The 15,815-nt window shown below is 73.6% G+C and carries 9 protein-coding genes; 6 read left to right on the top strand and 3 right to left on the bottom strand.

Annotation, left to right across the window (positions count from 1 at the left end):
- The first annotated feature begins 7 nt into the window (after window positions 1-7).
- The 4 genes from OP18_RS02550 (at window position 8) to OP18_RS02535 (ending at window position 8,086) form a co-directional block, all read left to right on the top strand.
- Window positions 8-475, top strand: coding sequence for an Lrp/AsnC family transcriptional regulator (locus tag OP18_RS02550; protein WP_052386113.1), 468 nt, complete (start codon window positions 8-10; stop codon window positions 473-475).
- 236 nt (window positions 476-711) lie between these two features.
- The gene (locus tag OP18_RS02545) at window positions 712-6,210 is read left to right on the top strand and encodes an ATP-binding protein (protein WP_033357070.1); all 5,499 of its coding nucleotides are present in this window, start codon (window positions 712-714) and stop codon (window positions 6,208-6,210) included.
- A gap of 55 nt (window positions 6,211-6,265) precedes the next feature.
- Window positions 6,266-6,889: a hypothetical protein gene (locus tag OP18_RS56745; protein ID WP_156089250.1), complete on the top strand. Its 624-nt coding sequence runs from the start codon at window positions 6,266-6,268 to the stop codon at window positions 6,887-6,889.
- Between the two features lie 90 nt (window positions 6,890-6,979).
- The gene (locus OP18_RS02535) at window positions 6,980-8,086 is read left to right on the top strand and encodes a DNA glycosylase AlkZ-like family protein (RefSeq protein ID WP_033357068.1); all 1,107 of its coding nucleotides are present in this window, start codon (window positions 6,980-6,982) and stop codon (window positions 8,084-8,086) included.
- Here OP18_RS02535 and OP18_RS02530 read toward each other — a convergent pair.
- Window positions 8,083-9,690, bottom strand: a complete 1,608-nt coding sequence (locus tag OP18_RS02530; RefSeq protein ID WP_033357067.1) for a TerD family protein — start codon at window positions 9,688-9,690, stop codon at window positions 8,083-8,085. The two genes, OP18_RS02535 and OP18_RS02530, sit on opposite strands and share 4 nt — an antisense overlap.
- Before the next feature lie 160 nt (window positions 9,691-9,850).
- Here OP18_RS02530 and OP18_RS02525 point away from each other — a divergent pair, with 160 nt between their 5' ends.
- Both OP18_RS02525 and OP18_RS02520 read left to right on the top strand, forming a co-directional pair.
- Window positions 9,851-10,774, top strand: a complete 924-nt coding sequence (locus OP18_RS02525) for a hypothetical protein (RefSeq protein WP_052386112.1) — start codon at window positions 9,851-9,853, stop codon at window positions 10,772-10,774.
- Between the two features lie 110 nt (window positions 10,775-10,884).
- Window positions 10,885-13,467 (top strand): chitinase C-terminal domain-containing protein, encoded by a 2,583-nt coding sequence (locus OP18_RS02520; protein WP_033357066.1) that lies wholly within the window; start codon window positions 10,885-10,887, stop codon window positions 13,465-13,467.
- 92 nt (window positions 13,468-13,559) lie between these two features.
- On the opposite strand, the gene OP18_RS02515 is transcribed toward OP18_RS02520, so the two are convergent.
- Together OP18_RS02515 and OP18_RS02510 are read right to left on the bottom strand one after the other, a co-directional pair.
- Window positions 13,560-14,828, bottom strand: coding sequence for an Nramp family divalent metal transporter (locus OP18_RS02515; protein WP_081970278.1), 1,269 nt, complete (start codon window positions 14,826-14,828; stop codon window positions 13,560-13,562).
- A gap of 126 nt (window positions 14,829-14,954) precedes the next feature.
- Window positions 14,955-15,806, bottom strand: a complete 852-nt coding sequence (locus OP18_RS02510) for an alpha/beta fold hydrolase (protein ID WP_033357209.1) — start codon at window positions 15,804-15,806, stop codon at window positions 14,955-14,957.
- Window positions 15,807-15,815: the final 9 nt, after the last annotated feature.

Raw genomic sequence — 15,815 nt, 5'->3', positions numbered from 1 at the left:
GAGACAGGTGGCCAGCCCGCTCGACGACATCGACCGGCGTATCCTCGCCGAGCTCAGCCGCGACGGACGCATGTCGATGCGCACCCTCGCCGAGCACCTGCACATCTCGCGCGCCAACGCCTACGCCCGCGTCCAGCGGCTGCGCGACACGAACGTCATCCGCGGCTTCCGCGCCGACGTCGACCACGCCGCCGCCGGCATGGGCACCTCGGCGTACCTGACGGTCAACCTGCGTCAGGCGGAGTGGCGGGTGGTCGGCGAGCAGCTGCGCGCCCTGCCGGGCGTCGTGCACATCGCCCTCGTCGGCGGCGAGTTCGACGTGATCCTGCTGGTGCGCGCCAAGGACAACGCCGACCTGCGCCGCCTCGTCCTCGACGTCATCCAGGGCATGCCGGGCGTGGTGAGCACCCGCACCCTGCTGGTCTTCGAGGAGTTCGAGCCGCCGACGGCCGCGTCGATGTGGGAGGCCCGCTGACGCCGGCGCCCCCGCGGCGACCTGCGGGTGAACTTCAACGTGACCCCGGTCACTAGGAACCTCAGGGTTGGCCCGAATCTCTTTTGTGGGATCCTTACAACACGACGGCACCGGTATGCGTGATCCGGCACATTGGCGTACTCGGCGGTAATCACGCAGGGTGTAGCAAGGTGCAGGCGGCGCTCCGGAACCCGGACGTCGCCTGCTGCATGTGGGGTTCATGGGAGGCTCAACCGGTGTTCAGTCGTGTCGCCATCGTCAACCGCGGAGAGGCCGCGATGCGGCTCATCCACGCCGTCCGGGACCTGTCGGCCGAAACCGGGGAGCGGATCGAGACGGTCGCTCTCTACACCGACGCCGACCGGACCGCGACGTTCGTGCGGGAGGCGGACATCGCCTACCCGCTCGGCCCCGCCTCGGCCCGGCCGTACCTCGACCACGCCGCGCTGGAGCGGGCCCTGGTGGAGACCCGGGCCGACGCCGCCTGGGTCGGCTGGGGGTTCGTCGCGGAGGACCCGGCGTTCGCGGAGCTGTGCGAGAAGCTCGGGGTGACGTTCATCGGGCCCAGCCCGGAGGCGATGCGCCGGCTCGGCGACAAGATCGGCTCGAAGCTCGTCGCCGAGGAGGTCGGGGTCCCGGTCGCGCCGTGGAGCCGCGGCGCGGTGTCCACCCTCGACGAGGCGCTGCGCGCCGGCGCCGAGATCGGCTACCCGCTGATGCTCAAGGCGACCGCCGGCGGCGGCGGGCGCGGCATCCGCAAGGTCACCTCGGCCGAGGACCTCACCGACGCCTACGAGCGCACCAGCCAGGAGGCGCTGCGCGCGTTCGGCTCCGGCGTGGTGTTCCTGGAGCGCCTGGTCACCGGCGCCCGGCACGTCGAGGTGCAGGTCATCGCCGATGGGCAGGGCACCGCGTGGGCGCTGGGTGTGCGGGACTGCTCGGTGCAGCGGCGCAACCAGAAGATCATCGAGGAGTCCGCGTCGCCGGTCCTCGCCCCGGAGCAGTCCGCCGAGCTGAAGGCGTCCGCCGAGCGGCTCGCCATCGCCGTCGGGTACCGCGGCGCCTGCACCGTCGAGTTCCTGTACCACCCCGGTGAGCGGCTGTTCGCGTTCCTGGAGGTCAACACCCGCCTGCAGGTGGAGCACCCGATCACCGAGATCACCACCGGCACGGACCTGGTCCGGCTGCAGCTGCACGTCGCCGCCGGCGGCCGCCTGGAGGGCCCGCCGCCGCAGGAGACCGGGCACGCCGTCGAGGCGCGGCTCAACGCCGAGGACCCCGACCGCGACTTCGCCCCCTCCCCCGGCCGCATCGCCCGGCTGGTCCTGCCCGCCGGCCCCGGCATCCGCGTCGACACCGGCGTCAGCGAGGGCGACACCATCCCCGCCGACTTCGACTCGATGATCGCGAAGATCATCGCGTACGGCCGGGACCGCGACGAGGCGCTCGGGCGGCTGCGCCGCGCGATGGCCGAGACCACCGTCATCATCGAGGGCGGCACCACCAACAAGAGCTTCGTGCTCGACCTGCTCGACCAGCCCGAGGTCATCGACGCCAGCGCCGACACCGGCTGGATCGACCGGGTCCGCGCCGAGGGCCGGCTCGTCACCCACCGGCACTCCGCGGTCGCCCTGGCCGCCGCCGCGATCGAGGCCTACCAGGACGAGGAGGACCTCAGCCGGCAGCGGCTGCTGGCCACCGCGCACGGCGGCCGGCCGCAGGTGCAGCACGAGACCGGCCGCCCGCTGGACCTGAAGCTGCGCGGCGTCGGCTACCGGGTGAGCGTCGCGCGGGTCGGGCAGAAGCGGTTCCGCGTCGGCGTCTCCGGCGGCGGCGACGTGCACCCGGTGGACGTGGAGATCGAGCGGTTCGACGCGCACAGCGGCCGGATCGTGGTCAACGGCCACCGGTTCCGCCTCGTCACCGCCACCCACGGCCCGATCCACCTGGTCGAGGTCGACGGCACCACCCACCGGATCAGCCGCGACGAGGGCGGCGTGGTGCGCTCGCCGGCGCCGGCGCTGGTCGTGGCGACCCCCCTCGCCGTCGGCGACGAGGTCGAGTCCGGCGCGCCGATCCTCGTGCTGGAGAGCATGAAGATGGAGACGGTGCTGCGCGCGCCGTTCCGCGCCCGGGTCCGCGAGTGCCCGGTGTCCGTCGGCAGCCAGGTCGAGACCGGCGCGCCGCTGATGCGCCTGGAGCCGCTCGCCGACGGCGACGCCGCCGAGGACGCCGCCGGCGGCACCGAGGTCGCCGAGATCGAGCTGCCCGCCGAGCCCGACGGGGTGTCCGCGGCCGAGCGGGTCGAGCGCGGCCTGCAGGACCTGTGCAGCCTGCTGCTCGGCTTCGACGTCGACCCGCAGGACGGCCGGCGGCTGCTGTCGGGGTACGTGGCCGCCCGTGCCGAGCTCGGCGGTGGCCGGCCGCTGCCGGGCGAGCTGGACCTGCTGACCGTGTTCGCGGACCTGTCGGAGCTCAGCCGCAACAAGCCGGGCGGCGACTTCGACGAGGAGCCGGGCAGCCCCGTGCACAGCCCGCGCGAGTTCTTCCACAGCTACCTGCAGAGCCTCGACGTGGAGCGGGCCGGCCTGCCCGAGAGCTTCCGGGCGAAGCTGCGCACCGCGCTGCGGCACTACGGCGTCACCGAGCTGGACCGCACGCCGGAGCTGGAGGCCGCGGTCTTCCGCATCTTCCTGGCCCAGCAGCGCATGTCCGCCGACGTCGCGGTCGTGTCGGAGCTGCTGCGGCAGTGGCTGGCCGGGATGCCGCCGGTCGAGTCGCTCAGCGAGCGCGCCGGGCTCGTCCTGGAGCACCTCGTCGAGGCCACCCAGGTGCGCTTCCCCGCCGTGTCGGACCTGGCCCGGGGCGTGGTGTTCCGCTGGTTCGCCCAGCCGCTGCTGCGCCGCAACCGGGCCAAGGTGTACGCCGCGGTCCGCGAGGACCTGCAGCACCTGGACCGCAACCCGGACGCCCCGGACCGCGCCGAGCGCATCCAGGCCATGGTCGCCAGCGCCGAGCCGCTGGTGCGGCTGCTCGGGCAGCGCATCGGCCGCCCCGGCCGCGACCACGCGCCGCTGCTGGAGGTGCTGACCCGCCGGTACTACGGCAACCGGGCGCTGTCCGGGGTCACCGTGCGGGAGGCGGCCGGCTGCCGGTTCGTCACCGCCGAGCGCACCGACAGCTCCGGCGTGGTCCGCATCGTCACCACCGCCGTCGACATCGCCGCCCTGAAGCAGGCGATCGGCGCGGTCACCGAGCTCGCCGCCGGTGTCGCCGACGACGGGCTCGTCGCCGACCTGTACGTCACCTGGGAGGACCAGCCGGACGCCGACGCGATGGCGGTCCGCCTCGGCGAGCTGCTCGCCGGGCAGCCGCTGCCCCGGGCGGTGCGCCGGATCACCACCACCGTCGCCGGCACCAGCGGCGCCGTGATGCACCACCACTTCACGTTCCGCCCCGACGCCGCCGGCAGCGGCGCGTTCACGGAGGACCGGCTCATCCGCGGCCTGCACCCGCAGATCGCGCAGCGGTTGCAGCTGCACCGGCTGCGCGAGTTCGACCTCACCCGGCTGCCGTCCGCGGACGAGGAGATCTACCTGTTCAAGGCCGTCGCGCGCAGCAACCCGGCCGACGAGCGGCTCATCGCGATGGGCCAGGTCCGCGACCTGACGCCGCTGCGGGAGGCCGACGGCCGGCTCGTCGCGCTGCCCGCCGTCGAGGACGCGATCACCGCCGGTCTCGACGCGATCCGCAACATCCAGGCGCAGCGGCCGCAGAACAAGCGCTTCGACACCAACCGGATCATGATGTACGTCTGGCCGTCGACCGAGCTGACCGGCGACGAGCTCAACGCCCTGGTCCAGCGCATCCTGCCGACCACCGCCGGAGCCGGCCTGGAAGAGGTCCAGTTCATCGCCCGGCAGCGCAACTCCGCCGGGGACCTCAGCGAGGTCGCGGTGCGCATCACCCTCGACCACGGCCAGAGCGTGCGGGTGTCGGTCGACAAGCCGTCGACGGAGCCGCTGCAGCCCCTCGACGACTACCGGCAGAAGGTGCTGCGCGCCGCCCGCCGCGGCAACGTGTACCCCTACGAGCTGACCGACCTGCTCGCCGGCGCCGACGGCAGCTTCGTCGAGCACGACCTCGACGAGCAGGGTGTGCTCGTACCGGTGCAGCGGGCGAAGGGCAGGAACAGCGCGGCGATCGTCGCCGGGGTCGTCACCACCCCCACCGAACGGCACCCCGAGGGCGTCACCCGGGTCGTGCTGCTCGGCGACCCCACGAAGGCGCTCGGTGCCCTGTCGGAGCCGGAGTGCTCGCGGGTCATCGCCGCGCTCGACCTGGCCGAGCGGATGCGGGTGCCCCTCGAATGGTTCGCGCTGTCCGCCGGCGCCCGGATCTCGATGAGCTCCGGCACCGAGAACATGGACTGGGTCGCCGCCGCGCTCAAGCGGATCGTCACGTTCACCCAGGCCGGCGGTGAGATCAACATCGTGGTCGCGGGGATCAACGTCGGCGCGCAGCCGTACTGGAACGCCGAGGCGACGATGCTCATGCACACCAAGGGCATCCTGGTCATGACCCCGGACTCGGCGATGGTGCTGACCGGCAAGCAGTCGCTGGACTTCTCCGGCGGCGTCTCCGCCGAGGACAACTACGGCATCGGCGGCTACGACCGGGTCATGGGCCCCAACGGCCAGGCGCAGTACTGGGCGCCGCACCTGCCGGCCGCCCGGGACATCCTCATGGCGCACTACGACCACACGTACGTGGTGCCGGGCGAGACCGGCCCGCGGCGCGCCGTGACCAGCGACCCCGTCGACCGGGACGTCTCGGACTTCCCGCACGCGATCGTCGGCAGCGACTTCACCACCGTCGGGCAGATCTTCTCGGTCGCGCACAACCCCGACCGCAAGAAGCCCTTCGACATCCGCACCGTCATGCGGGCCCTGTCCGACCAGGACCACCCGGTGCTGGAACGCTGGGCCGGCATGGCCGACGCCGAGACGTCCGCGGTGCAGGACGTGCACATCGGCGGCTGGCCCGTGTGCCTCATCGGCATCGAGTCCCGCTCCGTGCCGCGGCGCGGTTTCCCGCCCACCGACGGGCCCGACACGTACACCGCGGGCACCCTCTTCCCGCGCTCGTCCAAGAAGACCGCCCGGGCCATCAACGCCGCCTCCGGCAACCGCCCGCTCGTGGTCCTCGCCAACCTGTCCGGCTTCGACGGCTCCCCCGAGTCGATGCGCAAGCTGCAGCTGGAGTACGGCGCCGAGATCGGCCGGGCCATCGTCAACTTCGAGGGCCCGATCGTCTTCTGCGTCATCTCCCGCTACCACGGCGGCGCGTTCGTGGTGTTCTCCAAGGCCCTCAACCCGAACATGACCGTCCTGGCACTGGAGGGCTCGTTCGCCTCCGTGCTCGGCGGCGCCCCCGCCGCCGCGGTCGTGTTCACCGGCGAGGTCAACAACCGCACCGCGACCGACCCGCGGGTCACCGACCTGCAGGCGCGCATCTCCGGGGCCACCGGCGCCGAGCGGGCCGCCCTCAACGCGCAGCTCGCCGAGGTCCACTCCGCCGTGCGTGCGGAGAAGCTCGGCGAGGTCGCCGCCGAGTTCGACCGCGTCCACAACATCCAGCGCGCCGTGGCCGTCGGCTCCGTCGACGCCATCATCAGCGCCGCCGAGCTGCGCCCCCGCATCATCGAGGCGATCGAGCACGGCATGAAGCGCTGACCCGCGGTGGGGCACGCCGGACCGGATGCTACGGTCCGGCGTGCCTGTGCGCGTCATGCCCGGCAGACAGCCCCTGCCGGTCGCCTCCCCCGAGGACGTCGCCGTCCTGGTCGCCGCGCTGGCGCGGCCCGGCGCGGACACCCGCGTCCTGGCCGACCATTTCTCGCTGCTCGCCGGTACGCACCCCGAGTGGCTGCGGCCGCACCAGGAGCACGTCATCGCCGCGCTGCTGGAGCCCTTCGACGTCGGCTTCGACGACCTCTGCGTACTGCTCGCCGGTGCCCCGGACCGCTGCGTCGAGCTGCTCGCCCGCCGGCTGCGGGACCGATGGCACTTCCGCGACGCGTGGGCCCTCGCCGCCATCGGCACCGACGCCGCCCTGGCCGCGGTCGCCGCCGACGTCCGCGCCGGCACCGCACGCGAGGAGTACGAGACCCTGGGCGTCGAGGTGCCCGCTCACGGCCCCGCCCGGCACCGCTTCACCGCGCGGCGCCGCGCGGCCCGGCTGCGCCCTGTCGCCCGCCACGAGGACCTCGCCGCCGAGCGCCACCCGGTCGGCCTGCGCGTCGAGGACGTCGCCGCACTGCCCGTCCCGCGGCCGGCTGATGTTCCACGTCGCCACGCTGCCCGCGCGCGTCCGCGAGTACGGCGACGGCTGGCGCACCCTGTCGTTGTGTGAGGACTGCGGCCGGGTCGCCTGCACCGCCACCCCCTGGAACTGACCGGCGGCCGGGCCGCGGGGGCGGTGCGGCGGTACTAGCCTCTGAGGATGACCACGCACCGGTTGTCCCCTGCCGACGCGCGCCGGATCGCGGTGCGGGCGCAGCTGCTGGAGGCGGGCCGGCCCGCGGGGCTGCTGGAGCTGGTGCGGCACCTGACGTTGCTGCAGCTCGACCCGACGGCGGCGGTCGCGCCGAGTGCCGATCTCGTGGCGTGGAGCCGGCTCGGGGGCGCGTACGAGCCCGCGGACCTGGCCGGTGCGCTGGGGCGGCGGGACCTGGTCGAGCTGGCGGCGACGGTGCGGCCGGCGGAGGACATCGCGCTGTACCGGGCGGAGATGTCGCTGCGCCGCGAGGAGGCGCCCGGGGCGTGGAAGTACCAGCGGCACCTGGACTGGATCCGGGCCAACGACGCGTGCCGGCGCGACATCCTCGCCCGGCTCGCCGCGGAGGGGCCACTGCCGTCGCGGGTCATCCCCGACACGTGCGTGGTGCCGTGGGCGTCGACCGGCTGGACCAACGACCAGAACGTGATCCGGCTGCTGGACCTGATGGCGGCCCGCGGGGAGGTCGCGGTCGCCGGGCGGCAGGGGCGGGACCGGCTGTGGGACCTGGCGGAGCGGGTGTACCCGGACGAGACGCCGGTGCCCGCGCAGGACGCACCGCGGTGCCGAAGCGAGCGGCGGCTGCGGGCGCTCGGCATCGCGCGGGCGAAGACGACCGAGGTGCCGATCGAGCCGTGGGGCGTCGGCGACGTCGGGGAGCCGGCGACCGTCGACGGGGTCAAGGGCACCTGGCGGGTCGACCCGGAGCAGCTCGGCCGGCTCGGCGAGCCACTGGACGGGCGGGTGGCGCTGCTGTCGCCGTTCGACCGGCTCATCCACGACCGGAAGCGGGCCGTGGAGCTGTTCGGCTTCGACTACGGCCTGGAGATGTACAAGCCGGCCGCGAACCGCCGCTGGGGCTACTACGCGCTGCCGATCCTGCACGGCGACCGCCTGGTGGGCAAGCTCGACGCGGCCGCGGACCGCAAGGCCGGGGTGCTGCGGGTGCGCGCCGTCCACGAGGACGAGCCGTTCGACGCGGCGACGGCCGCCGCGGTCGACGCCGAGATCGCCGGCCTGGCCGCCTGGCTGCGGCTCGAGGTGGCGCGCTAGATCCGGGCGCCCTTGGCGAGGTTGCACCGGCGGCACAGCAGCTGCAGGTTGCCGACGCTGGTCGCGCCGCCGCGGCTCCACGGGATGACGTGGTCGAACTCCAGGTACTCGGTGGCCTGGCACTCCACGCACGCCCCGCCGTCGCGGCGCCACACCTCGGCCCGGATCGCCGGCGGCACCGAGCGGGAGTCGCGCTGGCCGGGCACGGTCGCGATCCGCTTCGCGACCTTCAGCACGCCGGTGAGGACGGCGGCCACGTACTCGGGGTCGCCGACCTCGTAGGTGCCGCCGCCGCGGGAGGTGGTGGCGGCGACGACCACGGTGCCGTACTCGGGGCGGGCCTCGATCACCTTCGACCAGGCGAGGTCGGCGCCGGCACCCTCGCCGACGAAGCGCAGCTTGGTGTTGGTGACGATGAGCCGGCCGCTGTTGCGGCGGGTGCCGCTGGCCAGCTGCCGCACCCGCGTCGCGGGCACGTCCAGGTGCAGGATCTCGTCCGCGTCCAGGTGCAGGGTGCTGGAGGTGGCCCGGGGCACGTCGCCGCCGCTGATCAGGCCCAGCTCCAGGCCGCGCCGCAGCCGGCGGCGCAGCTGGCTGATCGCGGGGTCGACGACGCCGAGGGCGCGGACCGCGTCGTCGAAGGCGTCCATCTCGTGCTGCTCGATCACCCCGTCGGCGAACGCGAACGTCAGCAGCTGGTGCAGGTGGTGCAGGGCGGCCGGGCGCAGCGCCTCCCGGCCGGCCTCCTCACGCACCCGGTGGTAGCGCAGCTCGGCCCACAGCTGCGACCAGGCGGGCTCGGCGGTGCCGGTGGCGGCGAGGACCCTGGCGGCCCGGGTCCGCCACACGTTGAGCACGTTCGCGATCTCCGGCTCGCACCGGCGGCAGGCGGACGGCACACCGGCGTAGCTGCGGTACTTCGGGCCGCCGCACCGGCCGCAGACCGTCGGCGTGTCGTGGATGAGCGGCACCGTCTGCACGCTCCACTCGGTGCCGTTCCACCAGCGCAGCAGCGACGGGTTGTCCGGTGCCACGTACCAGTCGGCGCGCACCGCGGGGGTGGCGGCGGGCGCCGCGGCGTCCTCGGCCGGGTCGGCCTCGACCGTGACGCCGTAGGCCGTGGCCAGGCCCTCCAGGCCCGAGTCCCAGCCCTGCCCGATGGCCCGGAACTTCCACCGGCCCTGCCGCCGGTAGAACTCGCCGAACACCACCGCGGTGACCGGCTCCACGTCGCGGAGGGGGAACCTGGCGACGACCTGCCCGCGCCGGCCCTTGACGGTGACCTCGAGGCCCGGCACCCCGTCGAACGTGCCGGTGTCCATCGACCCGGCGACGACGACGCTGCTGACGTCGGCCGGGACCCGGGCCAGGTCGACGGCGAGGGTCGCCGCGCCGACGCCGTCGGTGCTCAGCCGGACCGCGCCGGAGCCGTCCTGCGGCTGGTTGTAGAACACGAAGTCGGCGTCGCCGCGCACCTTGCCGCCCTCGCCGACCAGCAGCGCGCACGCGTCGACCGTTGCGCCGGAGCGCCAGGCGACGAGCGCCGTGACCGCCGTCTCGTCGATCGTGGTGTTCGCACCGCGGGCGAGTGCTGCGGTCGTCAAAGGACACCTCCGGGCCGTGAGCGTAACGACACCGTATCTCGGAGTCGATCATCGCGTCACGCCCCGGACTGTCCACTATGGAGCACAACCGCGCCCGGTCTCCCGCCGCGGACCATGTGCAGCTTCGTTGCGGGAAACGGCGGTCTTGTAGGCTGCCGGGGTGCCGTTCGCGCTGCCGCCGTGCGAGCCGGGCGGGACGGACCCGGCCGACGTCGCCGCGTCCATCCACGACTGGGCCACCTCCCCCGCCATGCGCGGTCTCGTCGCGCACTTCGCCGGCGAGGTGGCCGGCGGGCCCACCGGCGAGGTCCTGGACCGGCTCGCGGCGTTCAGCGCGGTCTGGGACTTCCGGGCCGGGACGAAGGAGCGGTTCGACACCGCCCGCGTCGGCTACGGGCCGCTCGACGACGAGCTCCGCGCGCTGATCCACGAACTCGGCCTGGGTGGCACCGCGCCCCGGCACCGGCGCTACGACCACGTCGTCATCCTCGGCGGCGGCATCCGGGTCACCCTCGGCCGGGTCGACTACACCGCGCGGCTGCTGCGCCGCGGCGTCGAGGCCGGCACGGTCGCCGGGCTGGGCAGCCTGCGGCACCGCGACGACCGGGAGCACCGGGAAGGGATCCGCCTCGGCCTCGGCGAGCTGGAGACCGAGGCCGACATGATGACGGCCGCGCTGCGCCGGTTCCTCGGCCTGCCCGAGCCCGCGAAGACGCACGGCGGCGACGGCTGGTGGCATCGGCAGTGGCCGGAGGGTGACGTCCACGTCCTGGCCGCCGCCTCGACCCGGCCGCCGCTGCGGGCCAGCACCGCCTGCACCCTGCTCGGCTGGGCCGAGCACATTCACACGCCGACCGGGACCGACCGGGTGCTGCTGGTGACCAACGACCCCTACGTGCGGCACCAGCACTGCGACGCCGTGCGGCTGCTGGGCCGGCCGTACCGCTGCGGCATCGAGACCGTCGGCATGGACGAGCTGGCGACGGCCGAGTGGGGGCGCCCCCTGGCGACCACCGAGCTGCTCCAGGAAGTGCGGTCATCCATCCTCGCGACGCGCAACCTGCACACCGCCACCCAGAAATAAGTCCCGTACTAAGGCGCCGTTAAGCCTTACCCTTGCGCACCCTCGTCGATGGCCGCTATACATCTAGGACACTTTACTGTTAACTTTATTAACGGTTGGCGAGGGGTTCCATGCGACGACGCGCCCTGCACCTCCTGTCCGCCGCGACGGCCGCCCTGGTGGCCGCCTCCGCGGCCTTCTTCGTGACCACCGCCAGCGCGGAGGTCGACCACGCGGCCTGCCGGCCGGACGGGCTCTACCCGACGCCTGGCGTGACGGTGCCGTACTGCACCGTGTACGACACCAACGGCCGGGAGAACCTCGGCGCCGACCACGGCCGCCGCATCATCGGCTACTTCACCAGCTGGCGGACCGGCAAGAACGGCGCGCCCGCGTACCTGGCCAGCCAGATCCCGTGGGACAAGGTCACCCACATCAACTACGCGTTCGCGCACGTCGACGGCGCCAACAAGATCTCCGTCGGCACCCCGACGGCGGCGAACAACGCCGCGACGAACATGACCTGGCCCGGCACCGCCGGCGCGGAGATGGACCCGGCGTACTCGTACACCGGCCACTTCAACCTGCTCAACAAGTTCAAGAAGCAGCACCCGGCGGTGAAGACGCTGATCAGCGTCGGTGGTTGGGCCGAGACCGGCGGCTACTTCGGCGACAACGGCGAGCGCGTGGACTCCGGCGGCTTCTACCGGATGACCACGAACGCCGACAACAGCGTCAACGTCGCCGGCATCAACACCTTCGCCGACTCGGTGGTGGCGTTCCTGCGCACGTACGGCTTCGACGGCGTCGACATCGACTACGAGTACCCGACCTCCAACGCCAAGGCCGGCAACCCCCTCGACTTCGCACAGGCCGACGCGAAGCGGGCCGGGCTCAACGCCTCCTACCACCTGCTGATGAAGACGCTGCGGGAGAAGCTCGACGCCGCCGCGGCCGCCGACGGCAAGTACTACATGGTGACCGTCGCCGCGCCCGCGTCCGGCTGGCTGCTGCGCGGCCTGGAGTCCTACCAGGCGCTGCAGTACCTCGACTACGTCAACATCATGTCGTACGACCTGCACGGCTCGTGGAACCACTTCGTCGGGCCGAACGCGGCGCTGTACGACAACGGCGACGACGCGGAGCTGTCGCAGGGCGGCGTGTACGGCGCCTACTCCAACATCGGCTACCTCAACACCGACTGGGCGTACCACTACTTCCGCGGCGCGATGCAGTCCGGCCGGATCAACATCGGCGTGCCGTACTACACCCGCGGCTGGCGCGGCGTCACCGGCGGCACCAACGGCCTGTGGGGGCGCGCGGCGCTGCCGGACCAGACGAAGTGCCCGGCCGGCACCGGCGGGGCGATCGGCTCGACGACCCCGTGCGGCAACGGCGCGGTCGGCATCGACAACCTGTGGCACGACGAGGAGCTCAACGCCGAGGTGCCGGCGGGCGCCAACCCGATGTGGCACGCGAAGAACCTGCAGGACGGGCGGGCCGGCAGCTACCTGGAGGCGTACGGGCTGACCCCGGCGACCGACCCGGAGGACCGCGTCAGCGGCACCTACACCCGCAACTACTCCAGCGCCCTGGTGGCGCCGTGGCTGTGGAACGCGCAGAAGGGTGTGTTCCTGTCCACCGAGGACGACCAGTCGCTCGGCGTGAAGGCCGACTACGTGGTGAACAAGGGCATCGGCGGCGTCATGATCTGGGAGCTCGCCGGTGACTACGCGTGGAACGCCACCCGCAACGAGTACTACATCGGCAACACCCTGACGAACCTGCTCTACGACAAGTTCAAGACGGCGGCGCCGTACGGGGCGAAGAAGGCGAACATCACGCTGCCGACGCAGACGCTCAACGTCGGGGTGCAGATGGGCGGGTTCGCCCTCGGCGACAACAACTACCCGATCAACCCGGAGCTGCGCCTGGTCAACAACACCGGCGCGCCGATCCCGGCCGGGGCGCAGTTGGAGTTCGACTACCCGACGACCGCGCCGGGCAACCTCAGCCAGCAGTCCGGCTGGGCGCTGACCACCGTGTCGACCGGGCACACCGGCAGCAACGTCGGCGGCCTCAAGGGCGACTTCCACCGGGTGCGGCTGACCGTGCCGGCGATCGCGGCGGGCTCGTACGCCGAGGTCACCCTCAACTACCAGCTGCCGATCTCGGGCCCGTCGAACTTCACCCTCACCTTCGGCGGCCAGACCTACGCCCTCGCGGCCGACTACGCCCGCGGCGGCACCGTGCCGACCGTCTCGCCGACCGTGTCGGGCAACCCGTCGACCGGCACCTGCACCGCGCCGGCGTGGTCGGCGTCCACCGTGTACACCGGCGGCAACCTGGTCTCCCACAACGGCCACACGTGGAAGGCGCAGTGGTGGACGCAGGGTGACACCCCCGGCGGCAACGCGGTCTGGGTCGACCAGGGCGTCTGCTCCGGCACGTCACCGTCGGCGTCGGTCTCGCCGTCGGTGTCGCCGTCGGTCTCGGTCTCGGTCTCGACCTCGCCGAGCCGGTCCACCTCGCCGAGCGCGTCCACGGGCACCGGCTGCACCGGGCTGCCGGTGTGGAACGCGGCCACCGCGTACGCCGGGAACACGGTCGTGCAGTACAACGGCCGCAGGTACCGCGCGAAGTGGTGGACGCAGGGCGAGAACCCGACGACCACCGGGCAGTGGGGCGTCTGGGAGGACCAGGGCGCCTGCTGAGTCCGGGGCGTGCCGGGCCCTTCGGTAAGGCCCGGCACGCCCCCTGCAGCGGGTGACGCGCGGCGGCGCCGCACGGCGGTGCGGCGCCGGTCTCAGGCCAGCAGCAGCATCGGCAGCGCCAGGCCCGCGGCCGCGACGGCCGACGCCGCGCCGGCCGCCACGGTGGTGGTGACGCGGGCGTTGACCAGCGGGCCCATGAGCGCCCGGTCGCGGCAGCAGTGGATGAGCAGGAACAGCGCGACGGGCACGCCGAGGGAGATGACCACCTGGCTCGCGACCAGCAGCGTGGTCAGCGACGTGCCGGCGGTCAGCAGCACGACCGACGGCGCCATGGTGACGAGGCGGCGCAGGTACACGGGGACGCCGCGGCCGAGGAAGCCGGCCATGACGACGTCGCCGGCGAGGGTGCCGACGCCGGACGACGCGAAGCCCGACGACAGCAGCGCCACCGCGAACGCGAGGGCCGCCACGCCGCCGGCCCGCTCGGCGAGGACGGTGTGCGCGTCGAACAGGTCGCCGGTCCAGGTGCCGCCGGTCAGCGCGGCGAGCCCGGCGCCGAGCGCGATCATCGACACGTTGACCACGGCGGCGGCGCTCAGCGCGATGCCGCAGTCCAGCCGCAGCGCGCGCCGCACGTCGCGGGGCTCGGCGGCGAGCGGGCCGACGGGGCGGGCGCCGGGGCCGGTCAGGGCGGAGTGCAGGTACACGGCGTGCGGCATGACGGTCGCGCCGACGATCCCCATCGCCAGCAGCACCTGGCCGGCGCCGTCGAGGCGGGGCACGAGCCCGGCGGCGAAACCGGACGCGGACTGGTGCCCGGCGGCGAACAGGTCGTAGCCGGTGCCGGCGCCGATGAGCAGCAGCGCCGCCGCGGTCGCGCACTCGAAGCGCCGGGCGCGGCCGTTGCGGCGCAGGGCCAGCAGCAGCAGCGACACGGTCGCGGTGACGGCCGCGGACACCGCGACCGGCATGCCGGACAGCAGCCGCAGGCCGATGGCGGCGCCGACGAACCCGGCGAGGTCGGTGGCGAGGACGACGAGCTCGGCCTGCAGCCACAGGATCCGCCGGCCCCAGCGCGGGAACCGTTCCCGGCACAGCTCCGGCAGGCTCCGCCCGGTCGCCATGCCCAGCTTCGCCGCCTGGTACTGCACGAGGACCGCCACGAGGCCGGCCGCGACGACCACCCAGACCAGCCGGTACCCGGACGTGGCGCCGGCGGTCAGGTTCGTGGCGACGTCGCCGGGGTCGACGTACGCGACGGCGGCGACCACTGCCGGTCCCATCATCGGGGTCAGCCGCGCCGGCCGCGCCGGTCCGGCCGGTGGCCGCTCGGTGGCCACGACGCGCGCGGTGTCCGCCATGAGGTCGAGCGTGTCGCGGGGCCGGCGGGCCGGCCTCACGCCACCGGCATGAACCGCGGCGGCGGTCCGCCGGGACGGCGCGGGCGCCGGACCCGCGAGCGGGTCCGGCGCCCGGAGGCGGGGAGGTCAGGCGTGCGACATCGCGGTGGCGCCGGCGAACTCCAGCATCGCCCGGGTCACCTCGGTGGCGTGGGTCCACGGGATGCCGTGCGGCGCGCCGGCGAGGGTGACCAGCCGCGCGTCGGGCAGCATCGGCTGCAGCCGCCGGCCGGTCTTCTCGTACGGCAGCACGTTGTCCTGGTCGCCCTGCACGATGAGCACCGGCACGTCGATGCGCGGCAGGTCGCCGCGGAAGTCGGTCAGCCACGCGCTGACGCAGTCGTGGGTGCCCTTCGCCGAGCCGCGGGCGCCGATCTCCCAGTGCGCCCGGAACGCCTCCTCGCTGACCAGGTCACCCCTGGTCTCGTCCCAGTTGAAGAACGCCTCGCAGAACTGGGTGAGGTAGGCGAATCGGTCGGCGAGGATCGCCGCCTGGAACCCGCGGAACAGGCCGCCGTCCACGCCCTCGGGATTGTCGGCGGTCTTGAGCAGGAACGGCGCGAGCGGCGCCAGGAGCACCGCGCGCGCCACCCGCCGGGAGCCGTAGGCGCCGAGGTAGCGGGTCACCTCGCCGGTGCCCATGGAGTGCCCGGCCAGGATCACGTCGCGCAGGTCGAGCTTGTTCATCAGCGTGTCGAGGTCGGCGGCGAGCGTGTCGTAGTCGTAGCCGGTCGACGGCTGGGAGGAGTTGCCGAAGCCGCGCCGGTCGTAGGTGATCACCCGGTACCCGGCGGCGAGCAGCGGCGTGGACACCTTCTCCCAGGTGGCGCCGTTGAACGGGAAACCGTGGATCAGCACGACCGGCTGGCCCGCGCCGTGGTCCTCGTAGTACAGGTCGATGGGGCCGGAGTTCTCGGCACCGACGGTGATGTAGGGCATGGCGGCCTC

Origin of the sequence: Dactylosporangium aurantiacum (assembly GCF_000716715.1) — a bacterium.
In the GTDB taxonomy this organism is placed as follows: Bacteria; Actinomycetota; Actinomycetes; order Mycobacteriales; family Micromonosporaceae; genus Dactylosporangium; species Dactylosporangium aurantiacum.
Note: the sequence above shows the minus strand (reverse complement) of the source record. Positions and strands in the feature narration are given on the sequence as shown.

Bases quoted from the DNA above. Each gene is read 5' to 3' on its own strand.
- OP18_RS56745 (WP_156089250.1), top strand. From the start codon at position 6,266: ATGCCCGGCAGACAGCCCCTGCCGGTCGCCTCCCCCGAGGACGTCGCC.
- OP18_RS02535 (WP_033357068.1), top strand. From the start codon at position 6,980: ATGACCACGCACCGGTTGTCCCCTGCCGACGCGCGCCGGATCGCGGTG.
- OP18_RS02520 (WP_033357066.1), top strand. From the start codon at position 10,885: ATGCGACGACGCGCCCTGCACCTCCTGTCCGCCGCGACGGCCGCCCTG.
- OP18_RS02515 (WP_081970278.1), bottom strand. From the start codon at position 14,828: ATGGCGGACACCGCGCGCGTCGTGGCCACCGAGCGGCCACCGGCCGGA.
- OP18_RS02510 (WP_033357209.1), bottom strand. From the start codon at position 15,806: ATGCCCTACATCACCGTCGGTGCCGAGAACTCCGGCCCCATCGACCTG.